Below are 23,808 nucleotides of genomic sequence, written 5' to 3'. Positions count from 1 at the left end.
ATCCCTTAGGCTTCAGCGTTTAGACTTTAGAAGTGATCAATCCAGTTCATCTGCGCACCCTGCTCGAAGTGGTGGCGCATCGTTCCTTTGCCACAGCCGCAACCCGGCTGGGCTACACTGCCAGCGCCGTCTCCCAACAGATGACCGCCTTAGAACGCAGCACCGGAACCACGTTGTTCCTGCGTGGTGCCCGCTCCATCACCCCCACGCCCGGGGCGCTGCGCATGGTGCGCCACGCCAAGCGCGTGCTCACCGACCTCGACGCCCTGATGGCCGACGTAGCAACCATCTCCACGGATTCCACAGACCGTGAAGAGATCAAGCTCGGCATCTTCCCGTCCCTGGCCACCTACGCACTTCCCAAGCTATTGACCAGCGAAGACTGGAACTCCCTGGGCATCAATCTGCGCCTGTGGATCGGCGAACCCCAGCAAACCGTCGCCGGCCTGGGCAACGGCGGGGACCTGGACCTCGCGCTCATCTTCCAGGTGGGACCCGGCGGACTGAGCTGGCCCGCCTCGCTGGAGCGCGCCTGGCTGGGCGATGACCAGTTCCGCGTCGTCATCCCCGCCTCGTGGCCGATCGCAGACGACGCCCAACTGACCGTGGACCAGCTCGCCGAATGGCCGTGGATCTTCCACCACCCGGGCACCTCGGATGCCACCTTGATCTCCCGGCTCTTCGCCTCGTACAACATCCACCCGCAGGTTGCGGCCTACTGCGACGATTTTAACGCTTCGCTGAATCTGGTCTCCTCGGGCCTCGGCGCCGCCTTGGTGCCGGATCTGGCCATGACCCAGGCCCCCGCGGGCCTGCGTATTGTCGACGCACCGGAAATCCGGCTCGCCCGCTCGATTTTCGCCTTGAAGCCAGAGAATTCGAAGAAGCCCAAGGTTGCCCTCGTTTTGGACCGGCTCACGCAGATCCTTTCCGACTAGGCTGGAAAGCGGTCATCGGTAGGCAGCCTCGGAAAGGGCGATCGTGGAAGAACTTGTCGTAGCGTCCGTGCACGGACCGGTAGGTCATCTTGAACTGAACCGTCCGGGCAAACTCAACGCCTTGACCTTGCCCATGCTCCAGGAGCTGCACCGGGTCCTGCACCTGTGGGCCGAGGACCCGAAGATCGGGCTCGTTTTGCTCACCGGACGCGGCGAGCGGGGGTTCTGCGCCGGAGGAGATATCGCCGACTTCCATGCCGCGATCACCGGTGGCCGGCACGCGGACTTCCTGGAACTGCTCGCCCTGGAGTTCCGCACCGACCACTTGATTTCGGTCTACCCCAAGCCGCTGATTACGCTGGCCCACGGGATCACCATGGGCGGCGGCATCGGCCTGGCCAGCCACGCACCGGTGCGTCTGGTCACCGCCGACGCGAAGCTGGCCATGCCCGAAGCGCGCATCGGCTACACCCCGGATGTTGGCGGAAGCCACCTGCTGGCCAACGCGCCGGGGCACTTCGGCGAATACTTCGCCATGACGGCCACTTCCTTCAGCGGCGCGGACGCGGTCTTCCTGGGTTTCGCCGACGCGGTCATTAGCGAATCCCTCGCCGCGTCCATAGTTGATGAGCTCGATGACCTGATCGGCCTGGGCGCCGCAGAGATCGCCGCGGCCTTCGAGGTGCTCCACGCGGTTCCCGAATCCCGCCGGCTGGAAATCGAACAGGGCTGGATCGATTACGCCTTCGGCGCCGAGAGCCCGGACGCGGTCCTGGAGCGTTTGCAGTCCATGGTCCACCCCGGCGCGCGGCGCGCGGCCGAGATGATATCTGCGAACTCCCCGACGAGCGTGGCCGCGGCGTTCCATGCGGTGCGTGCGGCCCGCGCCGAGCAGAACCTGCGCGGCGCCCTGGACCGGGAGCTGCGCCTGGCGGCGCACCTGATGCACCAGCCCGACCTGGCCGAAGGCATCCGCGCCCAGGTCATCGACAAGGACCGGAATCCCAGCTGGCAACCCGCAGCGCCGGGCGAGGTCAACGCCGCGGCGCTGCTGGCGCTCATGGGCGAGTAGCTTCGGTTCAGGACCCTGGCTGGCCTTCGGGCCGGGTGACATCGCTGGGCACCGGATGGACCTTCTGCGAATCGCGCGGCTCCACGCGCGTGGCCTTCACCGCTTCGCCGGGTTCACTGAGCCGGCGGGCCGGGGCCAGCGCCACACTGCTCGGGAGGCCGAAATGCACCGGGGCGTGTTCGCCGAAGTGATCCGCGTCCGCCTCCTGCCAGTCATCCCGCCACGAGGCCGGAGGATTCTCCAGCAGCTCGCCGGGCTGCAGCCAGTGGAACAGCGAGGCGTAGGAGCGGGTCGACTGGAGATTCACCCGGCGCCGCAGCATCCGGGTGTTCAGCTGGTCCGGACCGTGCAGGCCCATGGACGCCATGATCTGTCCCGCCTCGGTGACCGTCAGCCGGTGGTAGTTGTACACCCGGTGGCCCTTGTCCTCGACGTCCAAGGCGCGCATGAGCCGCTTGTTCTGCGTCGCTACGCCAACCGGGCAGTGGTTCGTATGGCACTTCTGCGCCTGGATGCAGCCGGTGGCCATCATCATCGGCCGGGCGGAAAAGGCGAAGTCCGCGCCCTGGATCAGGCGCTTGACGATATCCGAGCCGTTGGCGATCTTCCCTGCCGCCGCCAGGCGGATTTCGTGGCGCAGCCCGGCGCCCATCAACACGTTGTGGACCAGCATCAGCCCCTCGGTCAGGGGTGTCCCCACATGGTCTTCGTACTCCAGCGGTGCGGCGCCGGTGCCGCCTTCGGCACCGTCCACGGTGATGAAGTCAACCAGCACCCCGGTTTCGATCATGGCCTTGCAGATCGCCATCACATCGGTGCGTGAACCGACGCAGAATTTGATTCCCACCGGTTTGCCGCCGGAGAGCTTGCGCAGCTTTGAAACGAAGGCCAGCAGTTCGCGCGGGGTAGAGAATTCGGCGTGGCTCGCCGGGGAAATGCAGTCCTGGCCCATCGGCACCTCGCGGGCCTCGGAGATTTCCGCGGTCACCTTCGCCGCCGGAAGCACCCCGCCGAGTCCGGGCTTTGCACCCTGCGACATCTTGATGGTGATGCCCTTGACCTGCGGGAGGTTGGCCTTCTGCGCAAAGGTCTCGGGGTTGAACCGGCCTTCGGGGGTGCGGCAGCCGAAGTAGCCCGAACCGATCTCCCAGAAGAGGTCCGCACCGTGCTCCAGATGGTATTTGGTCAGCCCGCCCTCGCCGGTCTCGTGGACAAAATCCCCCATGGCCGCGCCCTTGTTCATCGCCAGCACCGCGTTGGCCGAGAGCGACCCGAAGCTCATCGAGGAGATGTTCAGCAGCGACATCTCATAGGGCTGAGCGCACTGGCTCGAACCGATTTCCACCCGGTGCTGCTCCTTGCTCGGAGCCACCGGCGCGCTTGAATGCAGCAGGTATTCGTGGCCGACCTCGTTCACTTTCAGCTCGGTGCCGAAAGCCTTGTGGCTGTCGGCGCCTTTGGCCCGGGCGTAGATCATCGAGCGGGTGTCGCGGTCAAAGGGCGTGCCGTCGGTGTTCCGCTCGATGAAGTACTGCTGGATCTCCGGGCGGATGAATTCGAACAGGTAGCGGGCATGTCCCAGAATGGGGAAGTTGCGCAGGATCGCATGCCGTTTCTGTGTCATATCCCGGATCCCCACGGCCACCAGCACCGCGGTGAGCGCCACCAGGATCCACCACACCCAGTTGCCGGAAGTTCCCGCCAGCAGCGCCGTGAGCACAAACCCGGCGGCGAGCACGAACAGGAACAGAATCACTACTATTCGCATCATGTTTTCGACCCTACTGCCTGCACCGGGACTTGTCAGGGATTAGGCCCCGGTATTGATCCGATCGTTTTCGCGCAGCACCATCTGGTAGAACTCGCTGGTGCCATCGGCCAGCAGCTGTTGGGGGGAACCGGTTTCGACCACCCGCCCCTCGCGCAGCACCAGCACCTCGCTGGCCTCTTGCACGATGGAAAGGCGGTGGCTGATCATCAGCACCCCCATCCCGTATCCGCGGCGCTCATTTATCGCCTTCAGCACCAGTGCTTCGCTCGCGGCATCCAGTGCGCTGGTCGATTCGTCCATAACCAGCAGCGCCGGGTGCCGCAGCAGGGCGCGCGCCAGGGCCAAGCGCTGGCGCTGGCCGCCGGAAAGCCTGGTGGAACGATCCGCCAGCCGGGTGTCCAGGCCCTGCGGCTGCTGCTCCAGCCATTCGCCCAGGCCCAGCTCCTCAAGCACCGCGCGGAGCTCCTCGTCGCTAGTTCCGGTGGTGCCCAAGAGCAGATTTTCGCGGACCGTGCCGCGGACCATCACCGCCTCCTGGGAGACCACCACGATGCGCGAACGCAGCGCCTGGAGCGGTAGCGCATCCAGGGCCGCCCCGCCAAAGCTGAGCCTTCCGCCGGCCGGCAGCGCCCGGACCAGCGCGGCGGCGATGGAGGATTTCCCGGAGCCCGAGGCGCCCACCAGCGCCACCAGTTCCCCGGGCTCCACCGTGAAGTCCACCTGCTGCACCACTTCGCGCTGCCCGTGCCGCACGGTGAGGTCTTGGACGTTCAGCGTCCCGGTATCCGGCAGGTCCCCCGCCTCGCTCGGCTCGGCCACGGCCGGTGGCGCGCTGGCGGTGGCGAACAATCGGCGAGCGCTCGCCAGGGAGTCCTGCAGCCCCAGCACGAACCCGTCCACGGCGCGCACCGGCTCGAAGGAAGGGACCGCGATCACCACCAGGATGATCGTGGCCGCCGTGCCTTGGGCGGAATCGGTGAGCAGCAGGGCCAACGCGCTGCCCCAGATGACGATCTGGCTCAGCGCCGCGCGCAGCCCGGTCACCCAGCTGGCCCGGTGGGCTTCCCGGGTATCCGCCGCTCCGGCCTCATCCATGCGCTTGAGCATGCGCCCACCGGCGCCGAAGGCGTGGAGCACTTCGATGCCCGCCAGGGATTCGATGATGATCCGGTTCTGGCTGCCGCGCACCTGTGCGGCGCTGCCAGCCGCCTGGCGCAGCGCGCCGACCCCGAGCAGCGGCAGCAGCAGTCCGACCAGCAGATAGCCGCCGGCGAGGATCAGCGTCGCGGTGCCGCCAAAGACCTGGTAGACGCAGCCCAGCACCGCGCCGCTGACCAGCAGCGCTGCCGCGGCCGGCGGCAGGGTATGCGCGAAGAATACCTCCACCTTGTCGATATCGCGGGTGGCCTTGGCCAGCATGGATCCGGAATTCTTGCTGGCCGCCGCGAAGGGCGCCTGCCGCTGGTAGGCCTCGTACATGGTTGAACGCAGCCTGGCCAGGGCCAGGAAGGCGACCTTGTGGCCCACATACTGTTCGGCATAGCGCAGCCCTCCCTTGCACAGGCCGGCGAGGATAATCGCCGCCACCAGCAGGCCGAAGGGAAGCCGCGGCAGCCCGGCGGGCAGCTGAAGGCCGATGGCCGCCACCAGCCCCAGCCCGGCAAAGAGATAGATGGCCAAGGCGACCAGTCGGGTGAGGCAGGCGAGCAGGCAGGCAAGCAGCACCGGCGGCAGCAGGTCCCGGGTTTGGGCGATCAGCCACCGGGCGCTGGCGAGGCTGCTTGGCTGCTGGCCGTGCGGTTTCATCATTTCGCCCCGTTCCCGCGTTGGCTGCCCAGCGCTGCGACGCGCTGGCCGAAATTCTCCATCGCCGTTCTCAGGTACCCCTCGGTGCCCAGCAGTTCCTCCCGGGACCCGGCTTGCACGATCCGCCCCCGATCCAGGACCAGCACCTGGTCGTAGTCGGCGAGCAGCCCCAAGCGGTGGGTCACGGTGATGACCGTGAGCCCCGCCGCCACCTCGCGCAGGGTGTCCAGCACCTCGGCTTCGGTCTGCACATCCAGCGAGCTGGTCGGCTCGTCGAGCAGCAGGATGGGCCGCTCGGCCAGCAGCGCGCGGGCGATGGCCAGGCGTTGGGCCTGGCCCCCGGAGAGCGTTGCGCCGCCCTCGCCAAGCACCGTGTCCAGCCCCGCTTCCTGCTGCGCGAACCACGGCGCCAACCCGGCGCGGCGCAGCATCGCGCGCAGCTTTTCGTCGCTGGCCTGCGGCGCGGCAAGCAGCAGGTTCTCGCGCAGGCTGATCCCGAAGAGCGTTGTGCCCTGTTCCACCACCGCCGTATTCGAGCGCAGCGTGGCCGGGCCCAAAGCCTGGTGCCCGTCGTGGATGATTCCGGCGGTGGTCTCCAGCTGCCCCTGCAGCACGCGCAGCAAGGTGGTTTTGCCGCTGCCCGAGGCCCCGATCACCGCGGTCTTCGAGCCGGCGGGGAAACTGAAGTTCAGCTGCTCCAGCGCCGCGGGGTGCCCCTCGTATCCGGCCCCGAGGTCCAGCAGCTGCAAGGCGTCGGCGCGCAGGTCGACGCGCAGCGGATTCGCCGCCGCACGGTGCCGCTCGGTGTCCATGAAGCTCTCAATTTTCTGCTCGGCCGCCTTGCCGGTCATCCCGATGTAGAAGAAGCTGCCCACGTAGTTCACCGGGGCGAGCATCAGGAAGCTGAGCAGCACCAGGGCGGCCCCCTCCCCGGGGGTGATCGCCAGGCTGCCCACCCGCCACCAGGCAAGCAGCGCGGCGGTGGCCAGCAGCAGCACCGCGAAGCTCGCGTCGATCACCAGCAGCACCAGCTGGTTCCGCGCCAGCAGCTTCATCACCTGCTGGCGCACCCTTTCGCTGGCCACCGCGATGCGCTGCCCCATCCAGGATGCCCCGCCGTTGAGCTTGAGCATGGTCAGCGCCCGCAACCCGTCGAGGAAGGTGGCCGAGAGCAGCCCTTGGGCCCGGCGGTATTCCCCCGATGAGCCGCGGAAGAGCCTTTGGAAGCCGATGACCAGCACCGGGACCAGCATGGTGGGCAGCAGCAGCATCAGGGCGCTGAGCGGATCGATGAAAAACACGATGCCGAGCAGCACCAGCACCGGGGTGGCCACCGCGCAGATGGCCGGACCCATGAAGCTGGTGCGGAAGCGCACCGAGCGATCGACCGCGTCCATGGCGGCATCGACCAGTTCGCCCTCGCCGAGCCGGCGCACCGCCAACGGGCCGATGGCCAAATAGTGGCGTACCAGCTGGTGGCGCTGCAGCGCTCCGAGCTTGCGCCCGGAGCGGGCGATGAGCACCGGGGTAAGCAGCGCCGCGGCGGCCACCAGCAGCAGTTCGTACCCCACCGCCACATACCAGCCGACGTCCAAGGGCTGATCCGCGCGCAGCGAATCGATGGCGCGCCCGATGAGCACCGCCAGCCCGATGGCACCGATGGCCGAGAGCAACCCGAGGCAGACCACCGCCGCGGTGGATGCCGAAAAAATTCCAAAGACCCTACGCACCCCTCCATCCTAAGTCGAAAGCCCGGCGTCATAGGTTGGCAACCGGCGCCCGCGCGGGGGAAACTAGACAAATGACTGCTCTGCAAACGGCCAGCCGGCCGCATTCGGTGACCCTTCGCTTCCTCGCAGCGCCCACGGATGTGGGGATCACCGGAACGGTGGCCGCCGGCACCGTGCTCGAATGGGTGGACAAGGCCGCCTACGCCGCGGCGGTGGGCTGGTCCGCCAGCTACTGCGTGACCGCCTACGTGGGAAATATCCACTTCGCGGACCCGATCCATTCCGGGGACCTGGTGGAGGTCACCGCCTCGGTGGTCTACACCGGCACCAGCTCCATGCATATCCGCACCGAGGTGTCCTTCTCCGATCCGCGCGAGCTGCGCCCGGTCACCTCCTCCACCTGCCTGGTGATCTTCGTGGCGGTGGATGAGCGGGGCAAACCGACCGAAGTGCCCTCCTTCACCCCGGGCACCCCGCGCGAGCTGCAGCTGCGGCAGAATGCGTTGGCGCGCATCGAGATCCGCGAACGCATCGTCGAGTCGATGAACGACCAGTCCTATACCGACGCCGGCACCGCGCCGCGGGTGACCCTGCGCTTCCTCGCCGCGCCCACCGACGTGAACTGGGGCGGCAAGGTGCACGGCGGCATCGTGATGAAGTGGATCGACGAGGCGGCCGCCCTGTGCGCCAGCCGCTACGCCGGGCGGGACACCGTCGCGGTGTTCTCCGGCGGCGTGCGCTTCTACCGCCCGCTACTCATCGGCCATCTGGTCGAGGTCGAGGCCCGGCTGGTCTATACCGGCTCCAAGGGCATGCACATCGCGGTGCACGTGCGCTCCGGGGATCCGAAAACCAACCAGATGGAGCTGACCACCTACTGCCTGACCGTGCTGGTCGCCCGCGACGACACCGGCACGGCGGTGCCGGTGCCAACCTGGGTGCCGGTCAGCGCGGAGGACTCCCGGCTCTGGGAGCACGCCCGCGAACTGCTTGAGATCCGCGCCAACGCGCCCGGCGGCTACACCCCCACGCATCTGAGCGACCCGCAGGCCAGCGCGGAGGCCACTCGATGAGCGCCCGCCCGTTTGTGAAGATCTGCGGCCTGGCCACGGAGCATGACGTGGCGATCGCGCTGGAGCACGGGGCGGACGCGCTGGGCTTCGTGCTGACCGCCTCGCCGCGTCAGGTCTCCCCGGAACTGGCGGCAGCACTCGCCGCGCAAGTCCCCAGCAAGGTGGCCACCGTGGCGGTGTTCCGCGATGAGGACACCGCAACGGCCATCGCGCGCACCTCCGCCGCCGGGCTCGGCTGGATCCAGCTGCACGGGGAACGGCGCCGCGCAGAGGTGCAAGCGGTGCGCGCGGCCGGATTCCGGGTGATCCGCGCGGTGCGCATGGACGCGCAGCCCGAGGCATTCGAGGACTGGGGAGAGGACTTCTTGCTGATCGACGCCGCGGTCCCCGGCAGCGGGGAAAGCTGGGACTACGCAAAGGTGCGCACCCTCGCGGCCGGGCGCAACTGGCTGGTGGCCGGCGGCTTGTCCGCGGAGAATGTGGCCGCGGCACTCGCCGAGTCCGCGGCCAGCGGCGCGGATGTCTCCTCCGGGGTCGAGTCCGCTCGCGGAGTCAAGGACCCGGAGCTGATCGCCCGGTTCCTGGACGCCGCGCGCCGCGGCGCCTAGCCGATCCAGGAGTGCGGAGCGGGCTTGCGCGCGCCGGGCAGGGCGCTTTCGGCACGCCAGCGGGCGACCCATTCGGGGAGCACGCGGTCTTCGGGCATGCTCAGCCCGAGCGCGGCAAGGATCCGCTCGTTGGGCACCGGCCCGGTTTTCGAGGTCATGCGCGTGGCGATATAGCCGCGGGCATAGATTTCGCCGGCCACCACGATGCGCTGCTCGAAGTAGATGCAGCGCTCATCCATGCCCAGCACCCGGGTCTCCTGGGTGAACTTCACCCCGAGCTTCACCGACTTCCTGAAGGTCATGGTTTCGGCCTGTACCACCGGGCTCCACTTGTTCTTGCGCAGCACCGCCCAGGCCCCGGAGCGGAACATCAGATCGAAGCGGCCCAGATCGAAGATCGAGAAGTACATGCCGTTGTTGATATGCCCGGCGAAGTCGATATCGGTCAGCGTCGCGCGCATGGACAGGGTTCCGGAGTCGAGCATGGACAGCCTCGGGGCTTTTTTGCCTTGGAGCAGCATCAGCAGGATGCGAAAAATCATGTGCATGAGATCACATTACCGCTTAGTAACTTATGTGGCCAAGCCCGCCGCCGCCCACCGCGACAAATGGCGTAATCCCCAAGGCGCATTCACCCGGGCCCGGTCGGCGGGTAAAGTCCAGTGCGGAAGAGCCCTCGCATCCGCAACGAATGCACCGAACAGGAAGAACTATGCACCGCCTTTCGCAGCTGCTGCACCGCCAGGTCCCCTCGCTGCCGCCGGCCGACTGGGAACGCGCGGCACCGTCGGCAACCGCGTTGCGCCGCGACATCGCGGTGGCGCTGGGCTTCTACCTGCTGGCGCTGCTCATGCTGGAACTGGTGCTCTCGCTGACCGAGACGGGCAAGAGCGCCGAGCGCCCGCTGGCCTTCGCCTTGCTTGCGGCCCTGATCCTGCCGCTGATGTTCCGCCGCCGCTGGCCGATCACGATGATGCTCATCTCTTCGGCCGCCTTCCTGATCGGCAGCTCCCCCGCCACGGCCACCGTCGTCATGCAGTTCTGCGCCCAGCTGGCCTACTTCCTGGGCCTGTACACGGCCGTGGCTTGGGCCCGCAACCGCCGCGGGCTGTGGACCGCGATGGCCCTGGTGCTGCTGAGCATGGCGGTGTGGCTGGTCCTCTCCTTCTTCACCAGCGACCTGTATTCGGCCGCGAACCAGCTGCTGGTCGAAAACCCGATGGGCTCGATCCCCGAAGAGCTGGCCTTGCCGCTGTACAGCTTCCTGATCAACGTGCTCTTCTTCGGCGGGGCGATCTTCCTGGGGCTGACCAGCTGGTCGAATTCCTACGCCAAATCCCTGGTGCTCGTCCAGGCCGCGCGCATCGCCGCGCAGGCCGAAGAGCTCGCGGCGCGCGCGGTCAACGCCGAACGCCTGCGCATTGCCCGCGAGCTGCACGACGTCATCGCCCACCACATCGCCTCCGTCGGAGTCCAGGCCTCCGCCGCCCGGCTGGTCCAGGACCGCGATCCGGCCCAGGCCATCGAACTGATGCGCGGCATCGAGTCCTCAGCACGCAGCGCGGTGGCCGAAACTCGTTCGCTACTCGGCGTGCTGCGCGAGCAGTCCCCGCAGGATCCCGAGACCGGCAATTCCGCCGCCCGCGCCCCGGAGCCCTCGCTGGCGGCGCTGCCCGGGCTGCTAGAGCAGAACGCCGCGCACGGGCTGCACGTGCAGCTCTCCGAGGACGAGCACGCCCCGGGCTTCTTCGCCTCCTTGGCCCCCGGCCTCTCGCTGGCCCTCTACCGCATCTGCGGGGAGGCGCTGGCCAATGTGCGGCGCCACTCCACCGCCCGCGCCGCCACGCTCGCGCTGCGCTCCGGAACCGACGCGCAGGGATCCTGGGTGGAGGTGGAAGTCACCGACGAGGGAGCCCCCCGCCCGGACAGCGCCGGCAGCGGCTTCGGGCTGCGCGGCATCCGCGAACGCGCCGCGCTGCATCACGGGCTGGTGGAGATCGGCCCGCGCACCCCGCGCGGCTGGCGCACCCGCGCCCGGCTGCGCCTGCCCGGATCCCCCGAAGGGAACTAGGCTAAGCCCATGAGCCAAATTACCGTCGTGATCTGCGATGACCAGCCACTGATCCGCTCCTCGCTGAAGCTCATCCTGGAAACCGATCCGCAGCTGCTGGTCATCGGCACCGCCGCCAACGGCGCCGAAGCCGTGGAGCTGATCAGCACCCGCACCCCGGATGTCGCGCTGATGGACATCCAGATGCCCGCATTGGACGGCATCGCGGCCACCGCGCGGCTCGCGGGCACCGTGGACACCAAGATCATCGTGCTGACCACCTTCGACCGCGAGGACTACCTCTTCGACGCGCTCGATGCCGGGGCCAGCGGCTTCCTGCTGAAAAACGCCGAACCGGAATTGTTGCTCAACGCGGTCCACCAGATCCACGCCGGATACGCGCTGCTCTCCCCGGAGGCCACGCTCAAGCTCATCGCCCGCAAGACCAGCGCGCGCCCCGGCACCTCGGCACCGGGCGCAGAGAGCGCGGCGCTGCACGCGCTGACCGCCCGCGAACGCCAGGTGCTCACCGCGCTGGCCAGCGGCAAGAACAACCAGGAGATCGCCGCCCTGCTGGCCCTGTCCGAGGCGACAGTGAAAACCCACCTGTCGAATCTCTTGGCTAAGCTCCACCTGCGCGACCGCGTCCAGGCGGCCCTCTACGCCCACCGCGCCGGGCTCATCCAATAGTTTCATCCCCAAGCATCAGGCGGATCCGCCCCGGCCTTCCTAAGCTGGAAGGCAAGCGAAGAGATTCCCAAGCCAGAAAGACCGAGCATGCTCGAACTTCAGCAGATCACCCGGTCCTTTGCCGGAACCAAGGTCCTGGACGAGGTGAGCTTCACCGTGCCGCGCGGGGCGCTGACCGGCTTCGTCGGCGCCAACGGCGCCGGGAAGACCACCACCATGCGCATCATCATGGGACTGCTCAACGCCCACGGCGGCCGGCTCACCCTGGACGGGGCCGCCCTGGACGCGCCCACCCGCCCCAACTTCGGCTACATGCCGGAGGAACGCGGGCTGTATCCCAAGCAGCCGGTGATCAACCAGCTGATCTACCTCGGTCAGCTCCACGGGCTGGCCCGCGGCACCGCACGCACCCGCGCGATGGACCTGCTGGCCCGCTTCGGCCTGGCGGACCGGGCCAAATCCAGGCTGGAGGCCCTTTCGCTGGGCAACCAGCAGCGCGTGCAGGTGGCCGCCGCGCTGCTGCACGAACCCGACGTGCTGGTGCTCGACGAACCCTTCAGCGGGCTGGACCCGTTGGCGGTGGACGCGATGAGCTCCATCCTGCGCGACTACGCGGCCCGCGGCGTCCCGGTGCTCTTCTCCTCGCACCAGTTGGATCTGCTCGATACCCTGGTTGACCACCTGGTCATCATCCAGGAGGGCAAGATCCTGGCCAACGCCCCGGCCAGCGAGCTGCGCACCGCCCAAGCCAGCAGGCACCGCCTGGCCCTGGGCGCCGATGCCGGCTGGCTGCGCACCGAGCCGGGGGTCGAGGTGATCGACCTCTCCGGGGAGCACGCGCTGGTCAGCTTCGGGACGCCAGCGGACGGGCAACGCGTGCTGGCCCACGCGCTCTCCCGCGGCACGGTCACACAATTCGCCCTGCACCGCCCCGCGCTGGCGGATATCTACCGGGAGATCATCGCATGAACACCCTTGCCACCCCCGCCTGGCTGATCGTCACCCTGCGCGAAGTCGAAACGAAGCTGCGCGACAAGGCCTTCATCATCTCCACCCTGGTCACGCTGTTGCTGATCATCGGTTCGATCGCCGTTACCGGATTTCTCGCCACACGCACCACGCAGTTTTCGGTGGCGGCCACCGATCAGGCCAGTCTCACCGTCCTCAACCAAGCGGCCTCGGACGCCGAAGACCAGCTGAAAATCAACGTCGAACAGCTACCGGCCGATGATGCCACCGCGCAACTTGATGTTGGGGAGCTTGATGCCACGCTGAGCCAGGGCCCAGCAAATAAATTTACGCTCACCGGATCCGATGAAGTCCCGGACAAACTCCATGGGGCGCTGCGCGAAGCCACCGAGAAGGTGTTGACCGCGCGACTGCTCACTTCGGCCGGGCTGAACGCAGATCAGCTACCGGGCGACGGTGCACTAACGGTCACCCAAATGCATGGGGACGCCGAACGTGCCTCCATGATCAAGGCTATGGCGTTCCTCTTCTCCTTCTTGTTCTATATGTCAGCACTCATCTTCGGCATGCCGATAGCCAACTCGGTGATCGAAGAAAAACAAAACCGGGTAGTGGAGATCCTCGCCGGCGCGATCAATCTGCGTCAGCTGCTTGCGGGCAAAATCTTGGGTAACGTGATTCTCGCGCTGGCCCAGCTGCTGCTCTTCCTCTCCGTGGGCCTGTTCGCCGCCTATCTATCACCAGTTCAGATCCCGTTCCTTGGAGTCGTCTCGCAAGTAGCCGGCTGGTTTGTGGCCTTCTTCCTCGTCGGGTTCCTGGTCCTCGCCGGAATCTGGGCGACGCTGGGAGCACTAGCCAGCCGTACCGAAGACCTCCAACAATCCTCTGGGCCGGTAGTCGGTGTGTTGATGGCGGTGCTGTTCATCGGAATCTACGCCAAGGACGGATTTTTGGTCATCGCCTCCTATGTGCCAATTGTTTCCTCCGTCGCGATGCCAATCCGCCTGCTCGGCGGTGAAGTCTCACTGGTTGAACCGCTCATCTCACTGGCCCTTACGCTGGCTACCTGCTGGTTCACTATCTTGTTCGCCGAACGGATCTACCGCCGTGCGGTGATGCACACCGGCGGGGCGCTGACCCTGCGCAAGGCGCTCAAACTGGAACTCTAAACCGCCAATATAGCCAGTACACAGCCGCGCTGACTACACTTGATTCGGTGACCGAGAACAAACCCCGCATGCAGCTTTCAGCCCTGTCCATCTTCATCTGGTTCGCGGTGATCCTCGGACTGGCCGGCAACACCGCGCTAGCCATGACCCATCTGGTCTTAGGTTCGAACGCCTTGGTAGTAGTCAGCCTCTGGGTGCTGCGCTGCCTGGTACTAGCCACTTTTTGGTTGTTGCCAATCACCCGTGCGGCAAAAATCTTCGGCATCGGAATCATCATGCTTAGCTTCCTGCTCGATCTGCTGCTCAAGCTCCCGGTGCTGGGCAGCGTGGAATACGGCGACTGGTTCTTCGTCTCCGCGCTCGATCTGACCGGCGCCTACACCGGCTACTTCCACACCTTGGGCCTGATCCTTCCGCTGGTGGCCCTCACCGGCTGGTTCATCCTGCGCCCGCGCGGTGCCGCCGGCTGGATCGTGGGCCTGGCCAGCGGGCTCGGCTTTGGCTTCCTGGCGCTGGCCGCCGCGCAGGCCCCCGAGGGATCGCTGCCCCTCTTCGTGCTGGCCACGCTCGCCCGCTATATCCTTCCCGCGCTGCTCTCCGTGGCCGCCGATGCGCTGGCCGCGCGCTACCGGGGCCAGTTATCCGCAAAATCCTGAGCACCCGCCCCGGCCGACAAGCTCAACGCGCTGCACCCGCTGTTTGAACTCTCGGCCAATTCCGGCGGCAGCGGAGAACTGCCGGTTTGCGCCCGCGTCTGGCTGGACGGCGGCGAAACGAGACTGGCAATTCTGGCATTATCCTGCCTCAACCGTCACCCGACGATCGAGCTTGGCCGGATCGAAGCGACCGTCCAGGACGGGCTGCTCTGGACGGTCCTGCCCCACTGTCTGGATCCGGGTCAAGTACCGCGGAGTAACTGCAGCTGGAGCCCTTTGGCCTCCACCTGAAATTTAACCTTCTACAAATACGGGCGAATCATTCAACTCGGCTCGATTGCTGAATTCAAGGACCCGTTCGAGTTCGGCGGCAATTCCAAAGGTCGATGATTCGTCCCAGGTTTGCCCCACTACCTGCAAGCCCACGGGAACGTTGTTGGCGCCGATTCCGCACGGAATGCTAAGAACTGGGCGCTGATTAGCGACATTGAAAGGGCTAGTCATATGCCCTTCCCAATAGTGAGCCAGAGACCGATCGCCAATTTGTAACCCATCGAGATAGTTGCCATCAGCAAGCAGCCAGTCCATCGCGTTAGTTGGACATATCAATACATCTACCTCCGCAGTCGCAGCTGCCAATTGGGCGTTCACTAGCACATCCATCTGTAATGATTCGATCAGTGAAACCGTTCTTGCCTGCTCCAGAGAATCCCTGATGAACTGGTCGGTGTATGCCGCCCTTGGTTCGGTGGAGTTTCCAATTATTTCAGCCATTGCCGGGGCGAGAATCTGTCCAAAATGAGCAAAGATTGTCTTTCTGATTTGCTCCGTCGACCAAGGAATCTTAATTTCTGAAATTTTGGCACCGGACGCACGAAATAGGTTGACTGCATCTGTGAAGCATCGTGCTACGTCCGCTGATACAGGGTAATCCCCCAGATCAAGACTTACCCCGATATGCACTTGATCGAGTGGCTTTCTCTCGCCAAGCAATTCCTTTCCTGGAGCACCCCACGAATTCGCATCCGACGAATGTTTGCCACTTATAACAGATGACATGAGCGCGACATCCTCGACGGTGCGTCCCATCGGACCATCGCCACGGTACCAATCGACGGCTAAGAACCCAGCCCCCGGTACTCGACCGTATGGCGCCTTGTAACCCACAGTTCCGGTAAAGGCAGCGGGTATGCGCGTAGATCCTGCGATATCAGAAGCCGTCGCCAACGTCGTGAACCCCGCTGCCAAGGCTGCGCCTGCACCGCCGGAGGATCCACCGGGCGACATCCGCAAGTTCCAAGGATTTCGCGTCGTTCCCCACATCGGCGAATGTGTGACAGTTGCACAACTGAATTCTGGGCTCGTCGTACGCGCATGAATGATCGCTCCCGCGGCACGCAGTCGTGCGACAACGGGATGATCCACCCCAGCCGAAGTGCCGCGCTGGGCCATCAGCCCCTGAGTATGTGCTTTCCCTGCCAAGGCGTGTTTTTCTTTGGTCGCTACCGTGATGCCAAGGAGAGTAGGAAGACTACGCTTACTGCTGTGTCGATTCCTTGCATACCTATCGCTGGCCGCTCGTGCGGATTCTCGTGCTTCATTCTGCATGACTTCGGTGAAGGCATTGACTCCTATCTCTTCACCGTAGTTGAAGGAATCAACCCTACTAAGTTGCGCTTCTAGGACTTCGCTTGGCGAGGTATGCCCCTCGACAAATGCCTGCTTCTGTTCGACCGCTGACAGAAATGCCAAATCTGCGTAATTCACGAAATCCGCCCCACCGAGTCAGAAACGAGATCCGAGTGCTGGCAATCTGGATCCAACGCTCCGAATATCATCTGCCAGGCAGTCTCGGCGAGGACGTTCAAGCCGGTGGACATGTCTTCGTCTGTAGAAAATTCTCGTTCGCAATGGCTGACGCCATCGATGGAAGGAATGAACATCATCACCGTCGGCACGATCTTGTTCATCGCAACTGAATCATGCCCTGCCATGGTACGGATCCGGCGAACGCTCTGGCCAAGATTTGCCGAAACCTTTTCCACCAATTGCAAACCGGATTCTGGATAATACTGGATTCCGCGCACGTCGAAATCGTTGACGTTAATCTTGATGTCATGCTCCCTAGCGATCTCCGCGATTTCTCCGACAAGGAGACGCCGTGCTTCGAGAACTAAGTCTTTATCCACCGCGCGCAAATCGGCGACCAAATGCACACGTCGAGCGACCACGATGGGCGAATTGGGCTCGAGCGTCATACGACCCACTGAGGAGACGATATTCCCCTCGCTAAAGCGCTCGACGACGTCATGCACCTTCAAGATCACTTTGCTTGCGGCAACCAATGCGTCATGGCGATCAGCCATGGCGGTAGCCCCGGTGTGGGACTGTTCGCCTAGCACTTCGACATCCAGTTTTTGCGTATGCCACGAATAGTCCACGGCACCGATGGATACTGATTCCCGTTCCAGAACCCGACCCTGCTCGATATGGATTTCCGCGTATCCCGCGACGTTGGGGCGAGGGTCCTTGCCCAGATATCCAATTGCTTCGAGAGCCCGGGCAACGCTGATGCCTTGCAAATCGGTAACCTTCAGCATTTCTTCCTCGTCCATGGACCCCACAAATACCGAAGAACCCATGATAGATGGTGCAAAACGACCACCTTCTTCATTGAACCAGTTCACAACGCCTAAATTGAACTGCGGCAATTCGCCCTCTATTCGTTGCCGCTCCACAATCTGTTGGGCGGCGTGCAACCCGGCAATGACGCCATAGGCGCCGTCAAAGCGTCCACCCAAAGGTTGGGAATCCAGATGTGAGCCCAGCAGAATGTAGGGCGCACCTGGGTTGAATTCGATCAGCGCGAACATGTTCCCGATCCCATCTACGCGCAATTCCCACCCCTTTTCGGCGGTGAACGCGGCAAACCAGTCTCGGCTCAATTTGTCCTCCGGCGTTGCAGCTTGACGGTCAACGCCTAAGTTAGCAGTAGCGCCGAATGTAGCGACATGGTGAAAATCGGTCAGGAACTCGTGATGCATTATTCGTACCTTTCAAAATTGAATCGGCATTCGTCTAGCTAGTTGGTTAGGGGCGTTTCCGGTTTGCTGAACAGTGGGTGTGTTTCCGGTACCGGGGTAAACAGCAACAGGCAAAGCACTATCAGTGCCCCTGCGGCCATATAGACACCTGGCATCATTGAGACTCCAGTCATCGAAACAAGCCACGTTCCGATGAAGGGGGCCGTCCCGCCGAATAGCGCATACGCGACGTTGTAGCTGATTGCAGAGGAGGTAAATCTAGTTTTGGTGGTGAAAATTTCAACGAAGAACGTGTAGCAGCCGCCTCCGTAGATGCACATTGGGATCACAAAGAGCAGTTGGCCAGCTATCGCCAAGGACAAAGATCCACTCGTGACGAGCCAGAAGCAGGGAACGCTAAGAAGCAGCAAAGAAGCAGAGCCGACAATGAGCATCGGTTTTCGGCCAAATTTGTCGCCCAACATGCCACCGAGAGGTAGCAACAGGGCATAACAAGCCATCGCGACGGCGTTGGCAAGCAACGACATTTCCAGACTGAGGTTTCCAGAAACTTGCACATAGGATACGAAATACCCGGAGAGGAAGTAGAAGCCCATCGCGGTCAGCGCCATCACGAAGACTACCTGCAGCATGCGTAGTTTGTTCTCGGCGAACGTTTGGCGCAGCGGACTATATTCCTTGTGCTCATTCTTCGCCAGAACGGCTTTAAATTCTTCCGATTCCTCCGTCTTTGCGCGAATCCAAAGCCCAAAGAGCGCCAACGGCAGTGCGAGCAAGAAAGGAATTCGCCAACCATAAGATTGGAAGTTCGCTGGATCCATCGTCGTTGATAACACGAGTATCAACGTGCCGCCTATAACGGAGGGAAGCGCTGTGGCGGCGAGGGTGATGTTTAGCCAAAACCCGCGCCGGTTGATCGGAGCGTGTTCGAAGACGAAGGCAGGAGCGCCTACGGACTCGCCGCCAGCGGAAAATCCTTGAACCAACCGACACAACACCAGCAGCGCTGGAGCTAGCGCGCCGATCTGCGCGTAAGTAGGCAACAAGCCAATCCCGAAGGTGGCCAATCCGATAGTCATCAGAGTCACGAACAAGACTTTGCGCCGACCGATCTTGTCACCTAATGCTCCGAAGAACAATCCACCCAGCGGTCGAACGAAGAAGGCGACTCCGAATGTTGCGAAGGTGGCCAACAGCCCTGCGAGTGGGCTCTGGGATGGGAAGAACAAAGCAGACAAGGTGACCGCGGACAGCCCATACAGCGTGAAATCGTAGAATTCGATGAATTGGCCAATGCTTCCTCCGGCGAGCACACGCCTCTTCATCTTTTGTTGTTGCCGTTGATCTATGGCATCCGTAGTTGTCGGGGTGCTGCTACTCACTGTCACGATGCTGCCTTCTTTCGTTACAGGGACCAGCGGTGAATATTGCTGGTGGTGTTTGGGAAGGAGCGAGCTTCGATGCTCGGTCTCTTAGTTATCAAGAATGTGTGACGTGAGCGACATTATCCAACGCAAAAGATTAGTTACCCTGATCGGAAAAATTGATCAGAAGTGAGGTTACGCGCTCATATTTCGTGCACTAAAGTCGGCGAAGGCCCGAGCTTTGCGGCTGACCGGCAAATCCTTGGGGTAAACAACCACCATTGCGATGGGCAATACTGGGTCGGCGATTTCGATCGGAACTACCGACCGACCGGTGTATGTCTTATCGTGGGACAATTTCCGATTCAATATCGAGTATCCAAGACCCATGGCCACATACGAACGCACAGTTTCATAGCCCGAAACCCAATGGCCAATATTGGGTTCAAGACCCAGGCTCGAAAATAGTCGAAGGAAATACTCGCGAGAGTGTTCTTGATCGAGTAGTACCATCGGCTCTTCGACGACTTGCGCCAGATGCACCGGTTGTCGTTCAACCGCCAGATGGTGCTCTTCACTGACGATCAAGTGCGCGCCGAGCTGATCAACCGGTTCCATTGAGAACTCTGTCCCGACACCTAAGTCATACATTAATGCAATCTCGCACTCACCATGGCGTAGGGCATCAAGAATTCTTTGCTGGTCACCTTCGACGAAATATATGGTGATTCCAGGGTGCATCAAACTGAATTCCTTTAGCAGTTTTGGTGCAATGAATGGTGCCAACGGCGCAAAGAGCCCAACGCGCAAGATTCCGGATAAACGCTGGCTTTCTCCACTAATGGAGGCATAAAGGCCATCGGCATCTTCGAGTAGCATGCGCGACCCGGCGACCATCCGCTTGCCGTCCTGGGTTAAACGCAGAGCACGGTTCGGTAGCCGTTGAAAGAGTTGGACTCCAAGGTCGCGTTCAAGTTGGCTCAAGGAAGCCGACAAAGTTGATTGGGTAACATTAAGCTCCGCGGCTGCCGCACGCATATTTTCCAATCGCGCGATTTCCATGAAGTACCGCAATTGGATGAGTGTAAAAGTACGCGCCATGGGTGAAATCTTATCCCTGCCCAGAGCCCCGGACGCTTGTCGTCTTCATTAAGACTTCACCGCCGAGAAGATCAGTACGCATGAGAGTCGAGTATCGCAACGTACATGACGCACGCGGTCCGGCTTCAACTGGTTCGCAAGGCTCCTGAGTCCGAATGATTCGACGGATGAGATGTAGAAGGGCTCGATGAATGCCGCATTTTAATTAGTTGCTTGTTACTTGCACGTATAAGGTCCTCGACCTCGTAGTGCCAGTGGCTTATTGGCAGAGTCTACAAAAAGGCCCATGACCCACCCGGCACCTAGCGCAGCCAGCAACGGACCTTGAGTTCCCGACATCCGCGGCTCAGCATTTTGGCTTGAGACTGCCTGCTGGCCAGTGGCGGCATCAATTTCAGTCCGAATAGCGCCAGATTACCTAGCTAGCGAGGAGCAATTACCAAGCTCATCGACCAGTTGTTCGCGTCATAGCAATCGGGTCGCAGCCCTTTGCGTCGGGAGGAAGTTCCGGAAGAAGTAGCCCGATATTCCAAGCTCTGCACAATTCGATAGATTGAAATACCGCGGAGTTCGGGGTCGCTGCCTTTCTCACCGCCATCGGCACGGCAAGTTCGAATGGGACCGGCAGCCCCCTCGTGCTGCGCACCGGGGGCCGCGTACAAGCCTGCGGCAGTTGCCCGCGGCCAGCATCAAAATCGCTCGCGCGGGGGATGCTGTTCCCCCGCGCGGGTGAAGCGCTCGGCAGCGGCTCGGAGAAGAATCGGACTATGAGCACATACACACTCCCCCGATTGCTGCTGGCGGCCACCGCCGCATCGTTTTTCGCCTCGGTCCTCGGCGCGGCCTGGCTGCTGCACCCGGCCGACTCATTTTTTCATGCGAAGCAGACCGCCACCCTCATCGCGGCGCTGACCTCCGGCGACACCGCTACGCGGGTCTTCCTGATCACCGCCCTGGGCGCGCTGGCCGCCGGTGCCGCGTCACTCTGCGGCGCACTGGGCCGTCGGGGCACGATGGCCTGCGCGGCGCTGCTGACCCTGGTGCTGGGTGCGGGTTTCGGCAGCAGCGCGACGCTGACCAGTGCCGGTTACCTGCTCGCGCTGTGCATGCCGTTGCTGCTCGTCGGGCTGCTTGTCCAGGTGATTCGCCGCTACCCCGCGGCCCGCTGGACGTTTGGCGTGCCGGCGCTTGTGCTCCTGGCCGGTGCGGCGGTGCTGGGCCGCGAGGCGCTGGGCAACCTGGCCACCACCTTCGTGGCGCAGCTGGCCGGCCAGGGCGCGAACTTGTTCGGACCGTTGCTGCTGCTGCTGCTCGCGCTCCTATGGGCCGCAGTGACCATCCGCTGTGCCCGGGGCACCGAATTCGTCGCCCGGGCCACCAGCTGGGTCACCCGGCACCGGCGCGTGTTCACCATCATCGCCGCCTGCGGGCCGCTGCCCTACGCATTGGCCCGGCTGACCTGGTTCACCCCCTGGCCGATATTCGGCGGGGACGCGGCGGCCGACCCCGCGACCCGCATCTGGGGCATCACGCTATCCTCCGGCGCGTGGCTCGGCGCGGTGCTGACCGTGGGTTTGCTCCGCCCCTGGGGCGAGAACTTCCCGCGCTGGGTGCCCTGGCTGGCCGGACGTCCCGTACCCGTCATGGCCGCGGCACTGCCGGCCGGGGCGGTTGCCGCGATGCTCTGCTTCACCGCGGTTCCGCTGCTGGTGCAGGCGGCAGCGTCCGAGAGAAGCTTTCTCATGGCTCTGGTGTTCCCCTGCTGGCTCTGGGGACCGGCGCTGGCGCTGGCCGCCTGGGGCTACGTCGGGCACCGCCGGATCACCGGCCCCTCGGGGATTATCCGGACTCCGGCCCCTAGCCCGCACAGCGGCTCATAGGCAAGGATAGAGCCATGACCACCGTATCCCGATTGCTCCGGCAGTTCGCCTGGTTGATGTCCGGCGCCGCAATCGCCACGGCAACGATCATGGTGGTCATGGTCCTGGTGTACACGGTCGCCGAAGCACCGGCCAGCCAGGGGGCAATGCAGCCGCGGCTGCTCGGTGCGATCGCCGCCGGGTCGATTCTGCTCGGCGCGGCCCTGGGCTTGGTGCCCGGTGTTCGCGAGGTGGAGGTCAGCGCAGCGCGAACCATGCTCTCCAGCCGCCAGGAGCTGGTCGCGCCGCTGACAGTGCGCCCCGCACACCGGATCCAGACGGTCCTCTGGGTCTTGTTCCACCTGGCGGGCGGCCTCTTCGTGGCCAGCTGCCTGTTGATCGTTCTGCCGCTGGCCGGCTCGGCGGCCTTCGACCTGTTGACCGCTCGCCCCCTGCCGCTGGGGCTCGCTGCTCCGTCGGCCGGACCCGGCCGATGGCTCGGAGCCATGCTGGCGGCGCTGATCGCGTTGGCCGCGCTGCTGTCCTGGTGGCCGCTCGGGCTGCTCGCCGCCCGGCTGGTCGGCAGATTCCTCGGACCCACCACCCATGACCGCCTCCAGCTGGCCCTGGCCCGGGCCGATCGGGAGGCCGAGCACAACCGCATCGCCCGAGAGCTGCACGATGGCATCGGGCATGCGCTGAGCATCGTCGGCATTCAAGCGGCCGCCGGCCGCCGGCTGGCACGGCGCGACCCGGAGATGGCGGCGGAGCGATTCGACACCATCGAATCCACGGCCCGTTCGGCCATGGCCGAGCTCGATGCGATGCTGGCCGTGCTTCGGGGCGGTGCCGCGGCGCCCTCCCACACCGACCTCGGAAGCCTGGTCGAGACTCACCGGCGCAACGGCATGGAGCTCCGGGCGGCCATCGAGCTGCCCGAGGATCTCCCCGAGATGCTCGGCCAGCAGCTGGCCGGCATCGTGGCCGAGCTGCTGAGCAACGCGCGGCGCCACGGCGCCGGCGGGGAGGTTCGGCTGCTGGTTCGGCATACCGGCAAATCCCTGGAGCTGCGTGTCGAGAACGCACCGGGAGCCGGAGGCGGCCGCCCCGGCGGTGGGCGGGGTCTGCTCGGGGTGCGCGAACGGGTGGCGATCTGCGGCGGCACCGCGGACATCGGGCTGCACGAGAATCGCTGGACGGCACGCATCGAGTTGCCGCTGCTGAGGAAAGGACACGGTTCATGAACGCTGGCGCGACCCCGCCCGGCGCGCACGGCGTGCGCGTACTGCTCGTTGACGACGAACCTCTGGTGCGCCAGGGGTTCCGGCTGATCATGGAGTCCGAGGAGGACCTGGAGATCGTCGGGGAGGCCTCGGACGGCGCGCAGGCCGTGGATCTGGTGCGGCGCTCGAATCCCGATGTGGTGTGCCTGGACGTGCGGATGCCCGATGTTGATGGCATTCGCGCCACCGAGCTGATCCTGGCGTTGCCCGATCCGCCGAAGGTGCTGGTGGTGACCACCTTCGAGCACGACGACTACGTGCGCGGGGCACTGGCGGCCGGGGCTTCGGGATTCCTGCTCAAGCGCGCCACCGCCGAAGAGCTGGTGCAGGCGGTGCGCACCGTCGCCCACGGATCCAGCCTGCTTTTTCCCGAGGCCGTCCGCGAATTGCTCCGGCCCCGGGCCCGGAGCACGGACTACACCGGGCCCCCGCTCACCACGCGTGAGAGCCAGATGCTTGCCCGCATCGCCCGGGGCATGACCAACGCGGAGATCGCAGCGGATTTGGTGCTCGGAATTGAAACGGTGCGGTCCCATGTTTCCTCGCTGCTGGCCAAGACCGGCTCACGCGATCGGACCCAGGTCACCGTGCTGGCGTACCGGACCGGTTTGGTCGAGCCCTGATA

General features: G+C 64.3%; 20 protein-coding genes. 12 read left to right on the top strand and 8 right to left on the bottom strand.

The annotated features are described in order from the left end of the window. The first annotated feature begins 32 nt into the window (after positions 1-32). Both CQ017_RS15860 and CQ017_RS15855 read left to right on the top strand, forming a co-directional pair. Positions 33-938, top strand: a complete 906-nt coding sequence (locus CQ017_RS15860) for a LysR family transcriptional regulator (protein ID WP_096286746.1) — start codon at positions 33-35, stop codon at positions 936-938. Positions 939-981: 43 nt separating this feature from the next. Then, positions 982-2,010: an enoyl-CoA hydratase/isomerase family protein gene (locus CQ017_RS15855; RefSeq protein ID WP_258133761.1), complete on the top strand. Its 1,029-nt coding sequence runs from the start codon at positions 982-984 to the stop codon at positions 2,008-2,010. Between the two features lie 7 nt (positions 2,011-2,017). On the opposite strand, the gene CQ017_RS15850 is transcribed toward CQ017_RS15855, so the two are convergent. Genes CQ017_RS15850 through CQ017_RS15840 form a run of 3 tightly spaced genes read right to left on the bottom strand, consistent with a single transcriptional unit; the run spans position 2,018 to position 7,317 of the window. Next, entirely contained in the window at positions 2,018-3,781 is a 1,764-nt protein-coding gene (locus tag CQ017_RS15850) for an FMN-binding glutamate synthase family protein (RefSeq protein ID WP_105554515.1), read from the bottom strand. Between the two features lie 39 nt (positions 3,782-3,820). After that, complete coding sequence (locus CQ017_RS15845; protein ID WP_105554514.1) at positions 3,821-5,590, bottom strand: amino acid ABC transporter ATP-binding/permease protein; 1,770 nt, start codon at positions 5,588-5,590, stop codon at positions 3,821-3,823. Then, positions 5,587-7,317: an ABC transporter ATP-binding protein/permease gene (locus CQ017_RS15840; protein WP_105554513.1), complete on the bottom strand. Its 1,731-nt coding sequence runs from the start codon at positions 7,315-7,317 to the stop codon at positions 5,587-5,589. Before CQ017_RS15840 ends, CQ017_RS15845 begins: the two co-directional genes overlap by 4 nt. A gap of 71 nt (positions 7,318-7,388) precedes the next feature. Here CQ017_RS15840 and CQ017_RS15835 point away from each other — a divergent pair, with 71 nt between their 5' ends. Together CQ017_RS15835 and CQ017_RS15830 are read left to right on the top strand one after the other, a co-directional pair. Further along, positions 7,389-8,390 (top strand): acyl-CoA thioesterase, encoded by a 1,002-nt coding sequence (locus tag CQ017_RS15835; RefSeq protein ID WP_105554512.1) that lies wholly within the window; start codon positions 7,389-7,391, stop codon positions 8,388-8,390. Continuing rightward, positions 8,387-8,998, top strand: coding sequence for a phosphoribosylanthranilate isomerase (locus CQ017_RS15830; RefSeq protein WP_105554511.1), 612 nt, complete (start codon positions 8,387-8,389; stop codon positions 8,996-8,998). The genes CQ017_RS15835 and CQ017_RS15830 overlap by 4 nt, the downstream gene beginning before the upstream one ends. On the opposite strand, the gene CQ017_RS15825 is transcribed toward CQ017_RS15830, so the two are convergent. Beyond that, positions 8,995-9,546: an acyl-CoA thioesterase gene (locus tag CQ017_RS15825; RefSeq protein WP_105554510.1), complete on the bottom strand. Its 552-nt coding sequence runs from the start codon at positions 9,544-9,546 to the stop codon at positions 8,995-8,997. The genes CQ017_RS15830 and CQ017_RS15825 overlap by 4 nt on opposite strands. 164 nt (positions 9,547-9,710) lie before the next feature. Here CQ017_RS15825 and CQ017_RS15820 point away from each other — a divergent pair, with 164 nt between their 5' ends. From CQ017_RS15820 to CQ017_RS15800, 5 genes are all read left to right on the top strand, one after another. Next, complete coding sequence (locus CQ017_RS15820; RefSeq protein WP_181148608.1) at positions 9,711-11,069, top strand: histidine kinase; 1,359 nt, start codon at positions 9,711-9,713, stop codon at positions 11,067-11,069. Positions 11,070-11,078: 9 nt separating this feature from the next. Next, the gene (locus tag CQ017_RS15815) at positions 11,079-11,738 is read left to right on the top strand and encodes a response regulator transcription factor (protein ID WP_096286730.1); all 660 of its coding nucleotides are present in this window, start codon (positions 11,079-11,081) and stop codon (positions 11,736-11,738) included. An 87-nt stretch (positions 11,739-11,825) separates the two neighbouring features. Next, a complete protein-coding gene (locus CQ017_RS15810; RefSeq protein WP_105554508.1) occupies positions 11,826-12,707 on the top strand; it encodes an ABC transporter ATP-binding protein in 882 nt (293 codons plus the stop codon). Beyond that, positions 12,704-13,876: an ABC transporter permease gene (locus tag CQ017_RS15805; protein WP_096286726.1), complete on the top strand. Its 1,173-nt coding sequence runs from the start codon at positions 12,704-12,706 to the stop codon at positions 13,874-13,876. The genes CQ017_RS15810 and CQ017_RS15805 overlap by 4 nt, the downstream gene beginning before the upstream one ends. 47 nt (positions 13,877-13,923) lie before the next feature. After that, positions 13,924-14,532: a hypothetical protein gene (locus CQ017_RS15800; RefSeq protein ID WP_105570261.1), complete on the top strand. Its 609-nt coding sequence runs from the start codon at positions 13,924-13,926 to the stop codon at positions 14,530-14,532. Positions 14,533-14,826: 294 nt separating this feature from the next. On the opposite strand, the gene CQ017_RS15795 is transcribed toward CQ017_RS15800, so the two are convergent. From CQ017_RS15795 to CQ017_RS15780, 4 genes are all read right to left on the bottom strand, one after another. Continuing rightward, entirely contained in the window at positions 14,827-16,299 is a 1,473-nt protein-coding gene (locus tag CQ017_RS15795; RefSeq protein ID WP_105554506.1) for an amidase, read from the bottom strand. Then, on the bottom strand, positions 16,296-17,576 hold the full coding sequence (locus CQ017_RS15790; protein ID WP_105554505.1) for a M20 family metallo-hydrolase: 1,281 nt from the start codon (positions 17,574-17,576) through the stop codon (positions 16,296-16,298). The genes CQ017_RS15795 and CQ017_RS15790 overlap by 4 nt, the downstream gene beginning before the upstream one ends. Positions 17,577-17,614: 38 nt before the next feature. Further along, positions 17,615-18,958, bottom strand: coding sequence for an MFS transporter (locus tag CQ017_RS15785; RefSeq protein WP_258133755.1), 1,344 nt, complete (start codon positions 18,956-18,958; stop codon positions 17,615-17,617). Between the two features lie 177 nt (positions 18,959-19,135). Beyond that, complete coding sequence (locus CQ017_RS15780) at positions 19,136-20,041, bottom strand: LysR family transcriptional regulator (protein WP_105554504.1); 906 nt, start codon at positions 20,039-20,041, stop codon at positions 19,136-19,138. A gap of 767 nt (positions 20,042-20,808) precedes the next feature. Between CQ017_RS15780 and CQ017_RS15775 the strand changes: the two genes are divergently transcribed. The 3 genes from CQ017_RS15775 to CQ017_RS15765 are packed head-to-tail and all read left to right on the top strand — an operon-like array spanning position 20,809 to position 23,806. Beyond that, positions 20,809-21,921, top strand: coding sequence for a hypothetical protein (locus CQ017_RS15775; protein ID WP_146112512.1), 1,113 nt, complete (start codon positions 20,809-20,811; stop codon positions 21,919-21,921). Between the two features lie 14 nt (positions 21,922-21,935). Continuing rightward, positions 21,936-23,144 (top strand): sensor histidine kinase, encoded by a 1,209-nt coding sequence (locus tag CQ017_RS15770; protein ID WP_105554502.1) that lies wholly within the window; start codon positions 21,936-21,938, stop codon positions 23,142-23,144. Continuing rightward, positions 23,141-23,806 (top strand): response regulator transcription factor, encoded by a 666-nt coding sequence (locus tag CQ017_RS15765; protein ID WP_105554501.1) that lies wholly within the window; start codon positions 23,141-23,143, stop codon positions 23,804-23,806. Before CQ017_RS15770 ends, CQ017_RS15765 begins: the two co-directional genes overlap by 4 nt. Positions 23,807-23,808 lie beyond the last annotated feature (2 nt).

Source organism: Arthrobacter sp. MYb224 (genome assembly GCF_002975455.1).
Taxonomy (GTDB): domain Bacteria; phylum Actinomycetota; class Actinomycetes; order Actinomycetales; family Micrococcaceae; genus Glutamicibacter.
This window is presented reverse-complemented; position numbering and strand designations above follow the sequence as displayed.

Excerpts from the sequence above, each read along its gene's own strand:
- CQ017_RS15850 (WP_105554515.1), bottom strand. The coding sequence starts at position 3,781 with ATGATGCGAATAGTAGTGATTCTGTTCCTGTTCGTGCTCGCCGCCGGG.
- CQ017_RS15845 (WP_105554514.1), bottom strand. The coding sequence starts at position 5,590 with ATGATGAAACCGCACGGCCAGCAGCCAAGCAGCCTCGCCAGCGCCCGG.
- CQ017_RS15835 (WP_105554512.1), top strand. The coding sequence starts at position 7,389 with ATGACTGCTCTGCAAACGGCCAGCCGGCCGCATTCGGTGACCCTTCGC.
- CQ017_RS15830 (WP_105554511.1), top strand. The coding sequence starts at position 8,387 with ATGAGCGCCCGCCCGTTTGTGAAGATCTGCGGCCTGGCCACGGAGCAT.
- CQ017_RS15825 (WP_105554510.1), bottom strand. The coding sequence starts at position 9,546 with ATGCACATGATTTTTCGCATCCTGCTGATGCTGCTCCAAGGCAAAAAA.
- CQ017_RS15820 (WP_181148608.1), top strand. The coding sequence starts at position 9,711 with ATGCACCGCCTTTCGCAGCTGCTGCACCGCCAGGTCCCCTCGCTGCCG.
- CQ017_RS15815 (WP_096286730.1), top strand. The coding sequence starts at position 11,079 with ATGAGCCAAATTACCGTCGTGATCTGCGATGACCAGCCACTGATCCGC.
- CQ017_RS15810 (WP_105554508.1), top strand. The coding sequence starts at position 11,826 with ATGCTCGAACTTCAGCAGATCACCCGGTCCTTTGCCGGAACCAAGGTC.
- CQ017_RS15805 (WP_096286726.1), top strand. The coding sequence starts at position 12,704 with ATGAACACCCTTGCCACCCCCGCCTGGCTGATCGTCACCCTGCGCGAA.
- CQ017_RS15790 (WP_105554505.1), bottom strand. The coding sequence starts at position 17,576 with ATGCATCACGAGTTCCTGACCGATTTTCACCATGTCGCTACATTCGGC.
- CQ017_RS15780 (WP_105554504.1), bottom strand. The coding sequence starts at position 20,041 with ATGGCGCGTACTTTTACACTCATCCAATTGCGGTACTTCATGGAAATC.
- CQ017_RS15775 (WP_146112512.1), top strand. The coding sequence starts at position 20,809 with ATGAGCACATACACACTCCCCCGATTGCTGCTGGCGGCCACCGCCGCA.
- CQ017_RS15770 (WP_105554502.1), top strand. The coding sequence starts at position 21,936 with ATGACCACCGTATCCCGATTGCTCCGGCAGTTCGCCTGGTTGATGTCC.
- CQ017_RS15765 (WP_105554501.1), top strand. The coding sequence starts at position 23,141 with ATGAACGCTGGCGCGACCCCGCCCGGCGCGCACGGCGTGCGCGTACTG.